Origin of the sequence: Kitasatospora sp. NPDC089797 (genome assembly GCF_040684795.1) — a bacterium.
In the GTDB taxonomy this organism is placed as follows: domain Bacteria; phylum Actinomycetota; class Actinomycetes; order Streptomycetales; family Streptomycetaceae; genus Kitasatospora.
Genome location: NZ_JBFBGS010000047.1, coordinates 64,202 through 79,029, shown reverse-complemented (window position 1 = coordinate 79,029; position 14,828 = coordinate 64,202). Strand labels below are relative to the sequence as shown.

12 protein-coding genes are annotated in these 14,828 nt (G+C 73.7%); 10 read left to right on the top strand and 2 right to left on the bottom strand.

What is annotated here, in order from left to right; all coding sequences use genetic code 11:
- Positions 1-832: trehalase-like domain-containing protein (locus AB0O91_RS31210; protein WP_363440200.1), on the bottom strand; the 832-nt coding region annotated here is incomplete at its 3' end.
- Positions 833-1,545: 713 nt separating this feature from the next.
- On the opposite strand from AB0O91_RS31210, the gene AB0O91_RS31205 reads away from it, so the two are divergent.
- The 10 genes from AB0O91_RS31205 to AB0O91_RS31160 all read left to right on the top strand — a co-directional run bounded on the left by AB0O91_RS31205 (position 1,546) and on the right by AB0O91_RS31160 (position 14,392).
- Positions 1,546-3,225 (top strand): CTP synthase, encoded by a 1,680-nt coding sequence (locus AB0O91_RS31205; RefSeq protein WP_363440186.1) that lies wholly within the window; start codon positions 1,546-1,548, stop codon positions 3,223-3,225.
- 92 nt (positions 3,226-3,317) lie between these two features.
- Complete coding sequence (locus AB0O91_RS31200; RefSeq protein WP_363440183.1) at positions 3,318-3,965, top strand: NUDIX hydrolase; 648 nt, start codon at positions 3,318-3,320, stop codon at positions 3,963-3,965.
- Between the two features lie 190 nt (positions 3,966-4,155).
- Positions 4,156-6,234 carry a tetratricopeptide repeat protein gene (locus tag AB0O91_RS31195; RefSeq protein ID WP_363440179.1) on the top strand — a complete coding sequence of 693 codons (2,079 nt, stop codon included), beginning with the start codon at positions 4,156-4,158 and terminating at the stop codon, positions 6,232-6,234.
- Positions 6,235-6,495: 261 nt separating this feature from the next.
- Positions 6,496-7,611 carry an alanine dehydrogenase gene (gene ald, locus AB0O91_RS31190; protein ID WP_363440176.1) on the top strand — a complete coding sequence of 372 codons (1,116 nt, stop codon included), beginning with the start codon at positions 6,496-6,498 and terminating at the stop codon, positions 7,609-7,611.
- Positions 7,612-7,947: 336 nt separating this feature from the next.
- The gene (locus AB0O91_RS31185) at positions 7,948-9,114 is read left to right on the top strand and encodes a ParA family protein (RefSeq protein WP_317621156.1); all 1,167 of its coding nucleotides are present in this window, start codon (positions 7,948-7,950) and stop codon (positions 9,112-9,114) included.
- On the top strand, positions 9,111-9,734 hold the full coding sequence (locus AB0O91_RS31180) for a hypothetical protein (RefSeq protein ID WP_363440173.1): 624 nt from the start codon (positions 9,111-9,113) through the stop codon (positions 9,732-9,734). Before AB0O91_RS31185 ends, AB0O91_RS31180 begins: the two co-directional genes overlap by 4 nt.
- A gap of 287 nt (positions 9,735-10,021) precedes the next feature.
- Positions 10,022-10,900, top strand: coding sequence for a segregation/condensation protein A (locus AB0O91_RS31175; protein ID WP_363440170.1), 879 nt, complete (start codon positions 10,022-10,024; stop codon positions 10,898-10,900).
- A 278-nt stretch (positions 10,901-11,178) separates the two neighbouring features.
- Entirely contained in the window at positions 11,179-11,772 is a 594-nt protein-coding gene (locus tag AB0O91_RS31170; RefSeq protein ID WP_363440197.1) for an SMC-Scp complex subunit ScpB, read from the top strand.
- Between the two features lie 62 nt (positions 11,773-11,834).
- Positions 11,835-13,163 (top strand): pseudouridine synthase, encoded by a 1,329-nt coding sequence (locus tag AB0O91_RS31165; protein ID WP_363440167.1) that lies wholly within the window; start codon positions 11,835-11,837, stop codon positions 13,161-13,163.
- A gap of 221 nt (positions 13,164-13,384) precedes the next feature.
- Positions 13,385-14,392, top strand: a complete 1,008-nt coding sequence (locus AB0O91_RS31160) for a helix-turn-helix domain-containing protein (protein WP_363440164.1) — start codon at positions 13,385-13,387, stop codon at positions 14,390-14,392.
- Between the two features lie 6 nt (positions 14,393-14,398).
- Here the strand turns inward: AB0O91_RS31160 and AB0O91_RS31155 are convergent, their stop codons facing one another.
- Complete coding sequence (locus tag AB0O91_RS31155) at positions 14,399-14,761, bottom strand: DUF952 domain-containing protein (RefSeq protein ID WP_363440161.1); 363 nt, start codon at positions 14,759-14,761, stop codon at positions 14,399-14,401.
- Between the last annotated feature and the right edge of the window lie 67 nt (positions 14,762-14,828).

The following is a 14,828-nucleotide window of genomic DNA, read 5'->3' as shown; positions in this document are numbered from 1 at the left end:
GGCCCTTGAGGGTGATCAGCGAGCGGATCACGGCCTCCCGGTAGGGGCCCTGGTAGGTGCACTGGTCGGCCCAGTCGCGCCAGAAGTCGGCGGTGGCGTCGAGCATCGCCTCGGCGTCCGGGACGGCCGGGGGCTCCAGGTGGGAGGCCTGCCAGGTGAGGGCGAAGGCGATCCGCTCGCCGGCCCGGACGGTGAAGTCGGCGTAGGTGGTGAGGTCGCGCCCGTAGGTCTCGGCCTCGCCGTCCAGCCAGACCGAGTCGGGCCCGGCGACGGCGACGGTGCGGTGGCCGCCGTCGGCCTGCTCGACCCGGTGCACCCAGGGGACGATCCGGCCGTACGAGAAGCGCATCCGCAGCGCGGAGCGCATCCGCACGGTGCCGGCCACGCCCTCGACGATCCGGATCACCTGGGGGACGGCGTCCCGGCCGGCCAGCGGGCGCGGCGGCATGAAGTCGATCACCCGGACGGTGCCGCCCTGGGAGTCCCACTCCTGTTCCAGGATCAGCGAGTCGCCCCGGTAGCGGCGCCGGTCGGCGGGCAGGGCGGGGGCGGCGGCGGTGGGCGGGGGGACGCGCAGGTCGGCGGTGTCGGTGAGGCCGGCCCGGCCGGTCGTGGCGGGTGCGGCGTCCGGGGCGGGGACCGCCGCGACGGCCTCGGCCGGGCCGATCCGCCAGAAGCCGTGTTCATCGGTGCCGAGCAGGCCGGCGAACACCGCCGGCGAGTCGAAGCGGGGGAGGCAGAGCCAGTCCACCGCCCCGTCCCTGCTGACCAGGGCAGCGGTCTGCATGTCCCCGATGAGTGCGTAGTCCTCGATACGGCCGGCCACGTGGATCTCCAGTTCGCAATGTGGTCAGGGCATCGGCGAACCAGGGAGCGAGCGGTCTGCGGGGCCGGAGGTTCACCCCGGGACGTCCGGCCCGCCGGGGGGTGGTGGCGGGCCTTGCTGGAGTGTCCGCGCGGGGCTCGGACGAGCCCCTGAGGGTGGGTGGGGATGAGCTGTTTGACGGGGAGGTCCGGTCGCGCATCGGGGACCGGGAGTGTCCTGACGCTCCCACGCCCTCCGCGTGCTCGTGCTGTCGCGATGCGTCCGTGCAGCTTACGACGGACGAAAGGGGCGAAGCACGCGGGCGCAGCCTCGTGTGGCGCCGCAATTCGGCGGAAATGCCGTGCATCGCGGTGGCGCGGCGCAGGATGGTCCGGAAGGATCAGCTCCGGGTGGCCGTATCGGAGGGGCCGGTATGGCCCGGTCGGAGTACTCCCGGCTGGCCCGGTCCGGTGGTGGTGCGACCGGTGTGACGTGTGCGGCGGATGATGCGCCGGTGGTGCGCCCGGCGCACGCCCCCGGAGTGCTCCGCGCGGCCCGAAAGGCGTCCGGGTCAGGTCACTGTTACCCTGGTATCCCGTGGACCGGCGGGATCAAACGCCCCGGACCAGCCGAACCGACGACCCTTCGAGTGCCGAGCACCTGCCGGCCTCCCGTCGCCCGGCGAGCCGCGAGCCTCCCGCCCACGTCACTTTCGACACGCGACCCACGGGAGCCCCCTCTTGGCACAGCCCCATTCCGGCAAGGCAGCGAACGGCCGCGCCGTGACGACCAAGCACCTCTTCGTCACCGGGGGTGTCGCCTCTTCGCTCGGAAAGGGGCTGACCGCCTCCAGCCTCGGCGCGCTGCTCAAGGCCCGCGGCCTGCGCGTGACGATGCAGAAGCTCGACCCCTACCTCAACGTGGACCCGGGCACCATGAACCCGTTCCAGCACGGTGAGGTCTTCGTCACGGACGACGGCGCCGAGACCGACCTGGACATCGGTCACTACGAGCGCTTCCTCGACACCAACCTGCACGGCTCCGCGAACGTCACCACCGGCCAGGTGTACTCGACGGTCATCGCCAAGGAGCGCCGCGGCGAGTACCTGGGCGACACCGTCCAGGTCATCCCGCACATCACCAACGAGATCAAGTCCCGGATCCGCCGGATGGCGACCGAGGACGTCGACGTGGTGATCACCGAGGTCGGCGGCACCGTCGGCGACATCGAGTCGCTGCCGTTCCTGGAGGCCGTCCGCCAGGTCCGCCACGAGGTCGGCCGGGACAACGTGTTCTTCGTGCACGTGTCCCTGCTGCCGTACATCGGCCCCTCGGGCGAGCTCAAGACCAAGCCCACCCAGCACTCCGTCGCCGCGCTGCGCAACATCGGCATCCAGCCCGACGCCATCGTGCTGCGCGCCGACCGCGAGGTCCCGCAGGCGATCAAGCGCAAGATCTCGCTGATGTGCGACGTGGACGAGGAGGCCGTGGTCGCGGCCATCGACGCCAAGTCGATCTACGACATCCCCAAGGTGCTGCACGGCGAGGGCCTGGACGCCTACGTGGTGCGCCGCCTGGACCTGCCGTTCCGGGACGTGGACTGGACCACCTGGGACGACCTGCTGCGCCGCGTCCACGAGCCGCAGCACATCGTCAAGGTCGCCCTGGTCGGCAAGTACATCGACCTGCCGGACGCCTACCTGTCGGTGACCGAGGCGCTGCGCGCCGGCGGCTTCGCCAACAACGCCCGGGTCGAGATCAAGTGGGTCACCTCGGACGACTGCGAGACCCCCGAGGGCGCCCGCGAGCAGCTGGGCGACGTGGACGCGATCTGCATCCCCGGCGGCTTCGGCGACCGCGGCGTCAACGGCAAGGTCGGCGCGATCACCTTCGCCCGCGAGAACAAGGTCCCGCTGCTGGGCCTGTGCCTGGGCCTGCAGTGCGTGGTCATCGAGGCCGCCCGCAACCTGGCCGGCCTGCCGGAGGCGAACTCCACCGAGTTCGACGCCGCCGCCAAGCACCCGGTGGTCTCCACCATGGCCGAGCAGCTGGCGATTGTTGACGGCAAGGGCGACCTGGGCGGCACCATGCGCCTGGGCCTCTACCCGGCCAAGCTCGCCGAGGGCTCGATCGTCCGTGAGGTCTACGCCGGCGAGCAGTACGTCGAGGAGCGCCACCGCCACCGCTACGAGGTGAACAACGCCTACCGCGCGGACCTGGAGAAGACCGGCCTGCAGTTCTCCGGCCTCTCGCCCAAGGGCGACCTGGTCGAGTACGTCGAGTACCCGCGCGAGGTGCACCCGTACCTGGTGGCCACCCAGGCCCACCCGGAGCTGAAGTCCCGCCCGACCCGCCCGCACCCGCTGTTCGCGGGCCTGGTCAAGGCCGCCATCGAGATCAAGACGTCCGCCCCGGAGTAATCCACGGTCGTTCACCGGACGGCGGCCCCGCGATTCCCGCGGGGCCGCCGTCCGGCGTTAGATTGTGTCGTACTGACGAAAAGGGGAGAGCGATGGACGAGCAGAGCGACCTGGCGATCACCGACGCGGCCGAGGAGTGGGCGGTCCGGGACACGACGACGCCGTTCCAGGGCAAGGTCACCGGTGTGCGCAGCGAGGAGGTCCGGATGCCCGACGGCAGCTGGGCCCGGCGCGACTACCAGACCCACCCCGGCTCGGTCTCGGTGCTCGCCCTGGACGACAAGCAGCGGGTGCTGGTGCTGCGGCAGTACCGCCACCCGGTCCGCCAGCGGCTGTGGGAGCTGCCGGCCGGCCTGCTGGACGTGCCCGGCGAGAACCCCTGGCACGCCGCGCAGCGCGAGCTCTACGAGGAGGCGCACTGCCGGGCCGACACCTGGCGGATCCTCGCCGACTACTACACCTCCCCGGGCGGCACCGACGAGGCGCTGCGGATGTTCCTGGCGACCGACCTCGCGGAGGCCGAGGGCGAGCGCTACGCCGCCGAGGGCGAGGAGCAGGAGATCGAGGTCGCCTGGGTGCCGGTGCCCGAACTGATCCGGCTGATCCAGGCCGGACGGCTGCACAACCCGACCCTGGTCACCGGCACCCTGGCCGTGCACGCCGCGCTCACCTCCCCGGACGGCCTGGACGGGCTGCGCCGCCCGGACGCGCCGTGGCCGGCCCGGCCCTTCGAGGCGTGAGCGGACCGGCCCGGTTGATTCCTTGGGGTGATTTGCCGGTTCGTACGACCGGATGTCACCTCGGCTGAGCCGGACGGTCGAACTACGCTTCGCAGACAGGGCGCCCGTCGCGGGCTGCCCGCTTTTTGCGCCGGGCGCTGAGCGCGGGACGACGTCGGGAGTGGCACGGGTGGCGAGGAAGACGGCGACGATGGACCCCGGCCCCGACGCGCCCGCCGGCGCCGTCCCCGGGCTCGACCGGTTGCCCGCCGGGCCCGCGCTCTTCGCCGGCCGGCGGGCCGAGCTGGCCGCGCTGCGGGCGGCCGCCGCCCGGCGGGTGAGCGGTCGCTGCCCGGTCCTGGTGCTGGCCGGGCGGCCCGGCTCGGGTCGCACCGCGCTCGCCGCCCGCTTCGCCCGGACCGTCGCCGCCGGCTACCCCGACGGCGTGCTGTTCGTCCGGCTCTCCGCCCCCGACGGCGGCCGGGTGCCGCCGGGCCGGGCCGCCCGGCTGCTGCTGGAGCAGCTCGACCCGCAGGCCGCCGTGCCGCTGCCCGGCACGGTCGAGGACGGGCGCGACGAGCCGGGCAGCGTGGCCCTGCGGGAGGCACTGGCGGGGCGCAAGGTGCTGCTGCTGCTGGACGACGTGCGGGACGCCGGGCAGGTGTGGCCGCTGCTCGCCGACGAGCCGGGCTGCCTGGTGCTCGCCACCACGGCCGGGCCGCTCACCGGGATCGAGGACATCGACCCGGTGATCCTCGGCGGACTGGACCGGTCGGCCTCCGGGGACCTGCTGGCCGACCTGGTGGGCGGCACCCGGATCTCCTGCGACCCGGTCGGCGGGGCCGACCTCGCCGAGGCCTGCGCCGGCCGGCCGGCCACGCTGCGGCTGATGGCGAGGTGGCTGCGCGGCAATCCGAAGACCGCGGTCACGGACGCGGCGCGCGAGCTCAACCGGGTGGTGGGGGAGGAGTCGGCGGCCGCGGGCGACGGCGCCGACGGGGGCACCGGGAAGGGCGGCCCGGGCGGGGGCCGGTCGGCGAAGGCCGGGAGGGGCGGGAAGCCGCCCGGGACGGCCGGGGCCCCCAGGAAGAAGGAGGGTCCGGGGACGGCGGAGCACGAGGGCGGGGAGCCCGTCGCCGCGGAGCCGGTCGCCGCGCCCGAGCCGGCCGGCGACCCGTCGACCTGGGTGAAGCCGGCCCCCGAGCCGGCCGAGCCCGTGCCCGTCCCCGACAACGACCCGCTGCTGGGCGCCTTCACCCTGGTGTACCGGGGGCTGCCGACCGCCCAGGCCCGGATGCTGCGCACCCTCACCCTGGCCCCGGCGCAGACCGCCGACCCGCGCACCGCCTCCGCCCTGGTCGGCTGCCCGGCGCCGGAGGCGGCCGCGACGCTGGCCGCGCTGGCCGATCGGGAGCTGCTCGGCGCGGAGGCGCCGGCCGCCGACGGCACTGCGCGCTACCGGGTGCCCGGACGGCTCTACCCCCGGCTGGTCCGGCTGCGGGAACAGGAGGACCGGCCCGCCGAGACCGAACTCGCCCGGGCCCGGCTGCTGGAGCGGATGGTCCGGCTGACCGAGTCGGCCCGGGCCCTGCTCGACCCGGCCGACGGCCCCGGCCCCGACCCGCTGCCGGCCGCGCTGCGGCTGGGCACGGCCGACCAGGCCCGGGACTGGCTGCTCGGCGAGCGCGAGCTGCTGCTCGGCGCGGTGGCCGACGCGATCGGCCACGGCGACCTGGACGGCTCGGCCGGCCGGCTGGTCACCGCGCTGCTGCGGGCGCTGCCGCTGACCGGCGCGGCCGCCCCCGCCGACCTCTACCGGCTGCACGAGCTGGTGCTCACCGTCGCCGAGCGCAACGGCCGCCCCCGCCGGGCCTCGGCCGCGCTGCTCAACCTGGGCGACCTCCAGGTGGCGGCGGGCCGCTGGGAGCAGGCCGCCGCGCACTACCGGGCCGCCCTGGAGCACGCCCGTGCGGTCGGGGACGAACCGCTGTGCGCCCGGGCCCTGGAGGGCGCGGCGGGCTGCCACCGGGCGCTTGGCGACGCGGTGCGCGCCGCCGACTGGTACGGGCGGGCGCTCGGCCTGCGGCAGTCGCTGGGCGACCACGCGGCGGAGGCCCGGCTGCTGGCCCGGGTCGCCGAGGCGCACACCGCGCAGCGCCGTTTCGAGGAGGCCGACCGGGAGTACCGGGCCGCGCTGGCGGTGCTGCGCAGGATCGGCGACGAACGGGGCCGGGAGGCCGTCGGCACCGCCCTCGCGGACCTGCGGGAACGCGTCGACGGCGGGTGGTGAGGGGGGTTTCGGGGGTATCGTCGAAAGTGCCCGGTTACGACACCTATGACAGGTAAGTTCCTGCGGAAGCCTACGAACCTGCCAATGTGTTCGGCGAAATTATTCGATTTGGAAGGCTGACAGGCCGCCTGGGCTTCATTACACTCGAACTCAGTCGCGCAGCGATCCCCTGCCCCGGCATGTCCGGAGGCTTCCCCACGTGCGCGTCGCCCACCGGTCTTCTCCGGTCGGGACCCCCATGGCAAGAGGACGTGTTCAGTCGTGAAGGTCGGCATCCCCCGCGAGGTCAAGAACCACGAGTACCGCGTGGCCATCACGCCCGCCGGCGTGCATGAGCTGGTCCGCAACGGACACGAGGTCTACATCGAGGACAACGCCGGTCTCGGCTCCTCGATCCCCAACGAGGAGTACGTGGCCGCCGGCGCCACCATCCTCCCCACCGCCGACGAGGTGTGGGCCACCGCCGACCTGCTGCTGAAGGTCAAGGAGCCCATCGCCTCCGAGTACCACCGGCTGCGGAAGGGCCAGACCCTCTTCACCTACCTGCACCTGGCGGCCGACCGGGCCGGCACCGACGCGCTGATCGCCTCCGGCACCACCGCCATCGCGTACGAGACCGTGCAGCTGGGCAACGGCGCGCTGCCGCTGCTCGCCCCGATGTCCGAGGTCGCGGGCCGGCTGGCCCCGCAGGTCGGCTCGTACCACCTGATGCGTCCGGCCGGCGGCCGCGGCGTGCTGCCCGGCGGCGTGCCCGGCACCCACCCGGCCAAGGCCGTCGTCATCGGCGGTGGCGTCTCCGGCTGGCACGCGGCCACCATCGCCATCGGCATGGGCTACGACGTGACCCTGCTGGACCGCGACATCAACAAGCTGCGCGAGGCCGACCGGATCTTCGGCACCAAGATCAAGGCCATCATGTCCAACTCCTTCGAGCTGGAGAAGGCCGTCCTGGACGCCGACCTGGTCATCGGCGCCGTGCTGATCCCGGGCGCCAAGGCCCCGAAGCTGGTCACCAACGAGCTGGTCTCCCGGATGAAGCCGGGCTCCGTGCTCGTCGACATCGCCATCGACCAGGGCGGCTGCTTCGAGGACTCGCACGCGACCACGCACGACGACCCGACCTTCCAGGTCCACAACTCGGTCTTCTACTGCGTGGCCAACATGCCGGGCGCCGTCCCGAACACCTCCACCTACGCGCTGACCAACGCCACCATGCCGTACGTGCTGGAGCTGGCCAACCGGGGCTGGAAGGAGGCGCTGCGCCGTGACGAGGCCCTCGCCAAGGGCCTGAACGTGCACGAGGGCCAGATCACCTTCCCGGCCGTCGCCGAGGCCTTCGGCCTGGAGTCGGTCACCGTGGAGAGCGTGCTCGCCTGAACTCCCTGACCGCACGGCGGTCGTTCGCCCCCGATCCGATCGCTTCGGATCGGGGGCTTCGCCGTGCCCGTGGGCGGCGGCCGGGGCGGGCGGGTCGCTCTGTCGTCAATTTCCGACGGTCGCCTCACCCGACCCCGACGGCGCGCAGAAACGTTGGGGTCATGGCCCTGCTCAGACCTTGACAGGAGCCCGCCCGATAGTCGACACATCGTGCCCACTACCGTGGATTGTGTTGCTGCGAACGCCTTGAACGGCCTAGAGTCGCAAACCGTCGGCATGCTGCCACGCTGACGAATCGACATAGAGTCCTGGATGCCCAAGGAGGTAAGACGACTTGTGAATGAGTCGACAATTGCTCCCGGGGGTGGTCAGCCAGGACTGGCGGAGCTCACCGCCGGCCAGCCGAGTGAGGAGTCCGGGGCCCGGCAGCCCTCCGTGGGCTCGGCCGAGGTCGGCTCGGTCGCACTCCGTACCTTCGAAGCACGCCAGAACACAGCACAGGTGACCACGGTGACCGATCACGACGCCGACTTGGCGGCCTACGGCCTGGCCTACGGCGAGTTCGCCTACGGCGCCTACGACGACCCGGACGCCGAGTACGAGCCGGACCCGGAGTACGCCGCCACGCTGGCCCCCGACGCCGCGCGCCAGCGCCGCGAGCGGGTCGGCCCGACCGGCCGGCCGCTGCCGTACTTCCCGATCCCCGCGCCGGTGGCCGAGCACGGCCCCGCCCAGATCATCGCCATGTGCAACCAGAAGGGCGGCGTCGGCAAGACCACGTCGACCATCAACCTGGGCGCGGCGCTGGCCGAGTACGGCCGCCGGGTGCTGCTCGTCGACTTCGACCCGCAGGGCGCGCTCTCGGTCGGCCTCGGCGTCAACCCGATGGAGCTCGACGTCACCGTCTACAACCTGCTCATGGAGCGGGGCCTGACGGCCGATGAGGTGCTGCTGAAGACGGCGGTCCCGGGCATGGACCTGCTGCCCTCCAACATCGACCTCTCCGCGGCCGAGGTGCAGCTGGTCAGCGAGGTGGCCCGGGAGTCCGCGCTGGCGCGCGCCCTGAAGCCGCTGCTGCCGGACTACGACTACGTCATCATCGACTGCCAGCCCTCGCTGGGCCTGCTGACGGTCAATGCGCTGACCGCCGCTCACAGCGTGATCGTCCCGCTGGAGTGCGAGTTCTTCGCGCTGCGCGGGGTCGCGCTGCTGACCGAGACCATCGAGAAGGTGTGCGAGCGGCTCAACCCCGAGCTGCGCCTGGACGGCATCCTCGCGACCATGTACGACTCGCGCACCGTGCACAGCCGTGAGGTGCTGGCGCGGGTCGTCGAGGCGTTCGGCGAGCACGTCTTCCACACCGTCATCGGGCGGACCGTGCGCTTCCCGGAGACCACCGTCGCCGGCGAGCCGATCACGACGTACGCGACCAATTCGGTCGGTGCCGCCGCCTACCGCCAGCTCGCCAGGGAGGTGCTCGACCGGTGCCGCCCCGCCGAGTGAGTCTCCCGGGTGCCGACGAGCTGTTCCGGACCACCGGTGGGATGGCGCTGTCGCCGTCCCTCGCGCCGCGTCCGGCCGCCGAGGCATCCAGACCGGAGACCGCGCGGACCGTCAACGGCACGGACGGCGCCGACGGCGCCGAGGCCGCCCAGGGCGGCCAGGACGACCGGCAGGCGCCGCAGGAGCAGCAGTCGGCCGCCGCGGTGCCCGCACCCGCGCAGCCGCCCCTCCAGCGGGCGGCCGGGCCCCAGGGAGCCGCGCCGGGCGCAGCCCCGGCCGGGCCGACCGTCACCGGCGGCCGCGGTGCCGCCGCCGCGCCGGCCGCCCGCACGCACGCGGGTGCCGCCGAGGAGCAGGCCGGAGCCGGTGGACGCGCCCGGACCCGCAGCCGCGCGCCGCGCCGCCCGAGCGGGCGCGAGCGGCACGACGAGAAGATCACCGTGTACGTGTCCGCCGAGGAGCTCATGGACCTGGAGCACACCCGGCTGGTGCTGCGCGGCGAGCACGGGCTGGCCGTGGACCGCGGGCGGATCGTCCGGGAGGCCATCGCGGTCGTCCTGGCCGACCTGGAGCAGCGGGGCGAGGCCTCGATCCTGGTCCGGCGGCTGCGCGGCCGCTAGGGCACCGTGCCGCCGGTGTGCTCTGCCGCCGGGGAGCGGTGGTGCCGGGACGTGCTCGGTGGGCCCGGTCGGGCCGGGTGAGGTCTGCACGGGGTCTGCGCGGGCCCGTGGGGGGCGTGCGGGGTTCCGGGTCCGTCGGGTCGACGGAGGGCCGTGGGGCGGGCGCTGGGCGCCGTCGGTGGAGCGGCCGTGGGCCTGCCGGGTGCCGGGGGCGTCGGCCGGGGCGGGCGGCGTGTCGGCGGCCCGCGGACGGGAGGACCGGCGCGCGCGGGTGAAGATGGACCGCCATGCCGAGCACCACGAAACCAGCCACCACCACCGTGAACGCCACCGAGGAGGAGTCCCGGGGCGGCTTCCGGGTACGGCTGGACAACTTCGAGGGCCCCTTCGACCTGCTGCTCGGCCTGATCGCCAAGCACAAGCTGGACGTCACGGAGGTGGCGCTGGCCACCGTGACGGACGAGTTCCTGGCGCACATCCGGGCGATGGGCCCGGACTGGGACCTGGACGCGGCGACCGAGTTCCTGGTGGTCGCCGCCACCCTGCTCGACCTCAAGGCGGCCCGGCTGCTGCCGGTGGCCGAGGTCGAGGACGAGGCCGACCTGGCCCTGCTGGAGGCGCGTGACCTGCTGTTCGCGCGGTTGTTGCAGTACCGGGCGTACAAGCGGGCGGCGGCGCTGTTCGGCGAGCGCTGGGCGGCCGAGCTGCTGCGGCGGCCCCGGGCCGTCGGGCTGGAGCCGCGGCACGCCGAACTGCTGCCCGAGGTGGTCATCACCGTCGGACCGGAACGGCTCGCCCGGCTGGCGGCCGGGGCGATGGAGCCCCGGCCGGAGCCGGTGGTGTCGGTGGAGCACATCCACGCCCCGCCGGTGAGCGTGCGGGAACAGGCCTCGCTGGTGGTCGGCCTGCTCACCGGCCTCGGCGAGGCCTCGTTCCAGCAGCTGGTCGCCGACGCGCCGGACACCCTGGTGGTGGTCGCCCGCTTCCTGGCGCTGCTGGAGCTGTACCGCGAGCGGGTGCTGGACTTCGAGCAGCCGGAGGCGCTCGGCGAGCTGCGGGTGCGCTGGGTGGCCGAGGAGGGCCGGGGCGCGGTCGAGGTGACGGACGAGTTCGACCGGCCGGCGGGAGGGACCGGGCGGTCCCGGGAGGAGGACGGGCGACGATGAGCGACGGGAACGAGGGCGGGCGGCCGGTGCGGCGCCCGCTCGGGCTGCCGGGGCGGCCGCGGGCCGAGGAGTGGTTGGAGCCGGCCTTCGAGCTGCTGCCGGAGCCGGTGGCGGTGCCGGAGCCGGTGCGGGAGCGGGAGCCGGGGGTGGTGCCGGAGCCGGGGAGCGGCGAGCTGCGGGTCGTGCACCAGAAGTCGGCTCCGTCGACTTCCGGTGCGGCGCCGGTGGAACCGGAGTCCGCCGGGCCGGGGCTGCGGGCCGAGCTGGAGGCCGTCCTGATGGTCGTCGACGAACCGGTCGGGGAGGAACGGCTGGCCGGAGTGCTGGAGCGGCCGCGGGCCGTGGTGGCCGGGGCGCTGCGCGAACTGGCCGCCGAGTACACCGCCCAGGGGCGCGGGTTCGACCTGCGGCTGGTGGCCGGCGGCTGGCGGTTCTACAGCCGGGACTCCTGCGCCGGGGCCGTCGACCGCTTCCTGCTGGACGGCCAGCAGGCCCGGCTGACCCAGGCCGCGCTGGAGACCCTGGCGGTGGTCGCCTACCGGCAGCCGGTGTCCAGATCGCGGGTCTCAGCCGTCCGCGGTGTGAACTGTGACGGCGTGATGCGTACCCTGGTACAGCGAGGACTGGTGGAAGAGGCCGGATCCGAGCCCGAAACAGGTGCGATCCTGTATCGGACGACGAACTACTTCCTGGAACGGATGGGGCTCCGCGGCTTGGACGAGCTGCCGGAGCTCGCTCCCTTCCTGCCCGAGGTCGACGACGTGGAAGCGGAGTCCCTGGAGGGCACGATGATCGCGGAGGCGGTCGCCGCCGCTGCCGCGCAGGCCGCGGACGGCAGTGGCGAGGCCGATCGGGCAACGCCTGATCGGTAGGGGGAGGTGAGGTCGGCCGAAACGACCGCACATCCCAGACGGAACGACGTACGGACACTTTGATGCGTAGCAGTGGCAACGGCAGGAACGGCAGCGGCGGCGGCAGCGGTCGCGGCGGACAGGGCGGGGGCCGGGGCGGCTCCTACGGCGGCAGCGGCAGCGGCGGCGGTCGCGGGGGCTCGTACGGCGGCGGCAGCGGCAGTGGCGGCGGTCGTGGCGGTTCGTACGGCGGCGGTTCGGGCTCCGGCTCGGGTTCGCGCGGTGGTTCGTACGGCGGCGGCAGCGGCAGTGGCGGCGGTCGCGGTGGTTCGTACGGCGGCGGTTCGGGCTCCGGCTCGGGTTCGCGCGGCGGTTCGTACGGGCGGGACGGCGGGCGTCGGGACGACCGGCGCGACGACCGTCGCTACCCGGACCGCCCGCTGCGGCCCGAGGAGCGCAAGTACGACCGCCCCGAGTACGGCGGCGGCCCGAACGCCACCCCGGCCCGCGGCGGCTTCTCCGGCCGTCGCCCCGGCCCGGCCCCGCGTCCGCGCCGGGAGGGCCAGGGCGCCCCGGGCGACCCGCGCCGTCAGCCGCAGCGCTCGCGCGAGCTCCAGGCCAAGATCGAGGACGCCGTGCTCGCCCGGCACGACAAGCCGGCCGTCAAGCTGCCCAAGACCTTCGGCGAGCCCGAGGGCGAGCGCCTGCAGAAGGTGCTGGCCCGGGCCGGCGTCGGCAGCCGGCGCGCCTGCGAGGAGCTGATCGAGCAGGGTCGGGTCTCGGTCAACGGCCAGCAGGTCACCGAGCAGGGCAAGCGGGTCGACCCGGAGAAGGACGAGATCAAGGTCGACGGCCTGACCGTCGCCACCCAGTCCTACCTGTTCTTCGCGCTCAACAAGCCGGCCGGCGTGGTCTCCACCATGGAGGACCCGGACGGCCGCCAGTGCCTGGGCGACTACGTGACCAACCGGGAGACCCGGCTGTTCCACGTCGGCCGGCTGGACACCGAGACCGAGGGCATCATCCTGCTCACCAACCACGGTGAGCTGGCCCACCGCCTGACCCACCCCAAGTACGGCGTGACCAAGACGTACCTGGCCGCCATCCAGGGCCCGATCCCGCGTGACCTGGGCAAGCAGCTGGCCCAGGGCATCGAGCTGGAGGACGGCTACGCCCGCGCCGACAGCTTCAAGGTGATCTCCAACGTCGGCAAGAACTACCTGGTCGAGGTGACCCTGCACGAGGGTCGCAAGCACATCGTCCGCCGGATGCTGTCCGAGGTCGGCTTCCCGGTCGAGAAGCTGGTGCGCACCCACTTCGGTCCGATCGCGCTCGGTGACCAGAAGTCCGGTTGGCTGCGCCGGCTGACCAACCCCGAGGTCGGCCAGCTGATGCGCGAGGTCGGCCTGTAACCTCCCGGTTCACCGGCTGTTCGTCGGAGGGTCCCCCGTCCGTGGTGGCGGGGGACCCTTCCGTGTGTGTGAGCCCGGACGCAACCCCTGGTCACGGCCTTGTCAGCGCCATGATCCGTGGCTGAGGATGGCCACCGGACCATCGCCCCGCCGAGTGGCGGGACTGCGCCAGGACGGGCGCCGGAGGGGGTGTTCCGGGGCGAACAGGGGGAGACGACGTCGTGTCCGATGCAGCACTGGGGCGGTCCGCCGGACACGCGCTCGGCCCGTTGGGACTGGCCGAGCCGGACGGGCAGGTGTACGCGGCGCTGGTGGCCAGTCCGCAGTCCACCGCGGAGGAGCTGGCGCAGAGCTGCGGCCTGACGCTCCAGCAGGGCGTGCGGGCGCTCGACCGGTTGGCCCAGCAGGGGATGGCCACCCGGGCGCCGGTGGACCGGGAGCGCTACCTGCCGGTCGCCCCGGACGTGGCGATCGGGACCCTGATCGGCCACCGGGAGTCCGAACTGCGCAACGCCCGGGCCGAGATGCACCGGCTGATGGACGCCTTCCGGGAGGCCTCGCGCTACACCGACCCGGCGCACTCGGTGGAGGTGCTGACCGGCGGCGAGGCGATCGCCCAGCGGCTGGAGCACATCACCGAGTCCAGCCAGTACCAGGTCCGCGGCTTCGACCGGCCGCCCTACATCCAGGACCCGGTGGCGGGGATGCCGTTGCAGCGGCGGCGGCTGCGGGAGGGCCTGAGGTTCCGGACCGTCTACGACCGGGAGGCGGTGGCCTGGCCCGGACGGCTGGAGAAGAACATCCTGGTCGGCGTCGCGGACGGGGAGGAGGCGAGGGTCCGGCCGACCCTGCCGATGAAGATGATCATCTCGGACGACCGGATGGCGATCATCCCGATCAGCGTCGGCGACAGCGTGCTCGACGCGGCCTACGTGATCCACCCCTCGGCGCTGCTCCAGGCACTGGACACGCTGTTCGAGGCGGAGTGGGAGCGGGCCGTGCAGCTGCAGGCCGCGATCGGCACCGGGGACGCGGCGCCGGAGCCGGAGGCCGACCACCGCAAGCTGCTCGGCCTGCTGGCGGCCGGGCTGACCGACGAGTCGATCGCCCGCTCGCTGGGCTGGAGCGCCCGGACCACCCAGCGGCGCTTGCAGGCCCTGATGCGCTCGCTGGGCGCCACCACCCGCTTCCAGGCCGGCATGGCGGCCCGGGAGCGGGGGTGGCTGTAGGGCCCGTCAGCTCCAGGGGCTGAGCGAGGCCCAGCGGCCGTCCGGGCCGCGCTCGACCTTCTCCAGGCCGACCACGGCGGTGCGGTTCAGCCGCCCGTAGATGTGCGGGAACAGCACGTCGGGGGTGGCGCCGGGCGGTGGGGCGCCGTGGGCGGCCTCCCACTTGACCATCGGCTCCACCAGTGCCTCCTCGATCAGCAGCACCATCAGCGGGTCCGGGGTGTCGGCGAAGAAGGCGTTGGCCGCCGCGAGCACCGTCTGCTCGTCCGCCGAGCAGTGGATGAACCCGTCGGTGAGCAGCGAGGCGGTGGCGTACGGGCGGCCCGGGTCGGCCAGCCAGTCGTCCAGGGGAGCGAGGTGGAGGATCATGTTCCTTTTCTACCCGTCTTTCCGGTCCTGGGCGGTCGTCACGTCCTGAGCGGTCGTCACGTCCTCG

Excerpts from the sequence above, each read along its gene's own strand:
- AB0O91_RS31165 (WP_363440167.1), top strand. The coding sequence starts at position 11,835 with ATGCGTAGCAGTGGCAACGGCAGGAACGGCAGCGGCGGCGGCAGCGGT.
- AB0O91_RS31195 (WP_363440179.1), top strand. The coding sequence starts at position 4,156 with ATGGACCCCGGCCCCGACGCGCCCGCCGGCGCCGTCCCCGGGCTCGAC.
- AB0O91_RS31170 (WP_363440197.1), top strand. The coding sequence starts at position 11,179 with ATGGTCGTCGACGAACCGGTCGGGGAGGAACGGCTGGCCGGAGTGCTG.
- AB0O91_RS31175 (WP_363440170.1), top strand. The coding sequence starts at position 10,022 with ATGCCGAGCACCACGAAACCAGCCACCACCACCGTGAACGCCACCGAG.
- AB0O91_RS31200 (WP_363440183.1), top strand. The coding sequence starts at position 3,318 with ATGGACGAGCAGAGCGACCTGGCGATCACCGACGCGGCCGAGGAGTGG.
- AB0O91_RS31155 (WP_363440161.1), bottom strand. The coding sequence starts at position 14,761 with ATGATCCTCCACCTCGCTCCCCTGGACGACTGGCTGGCCGACCCGGGC.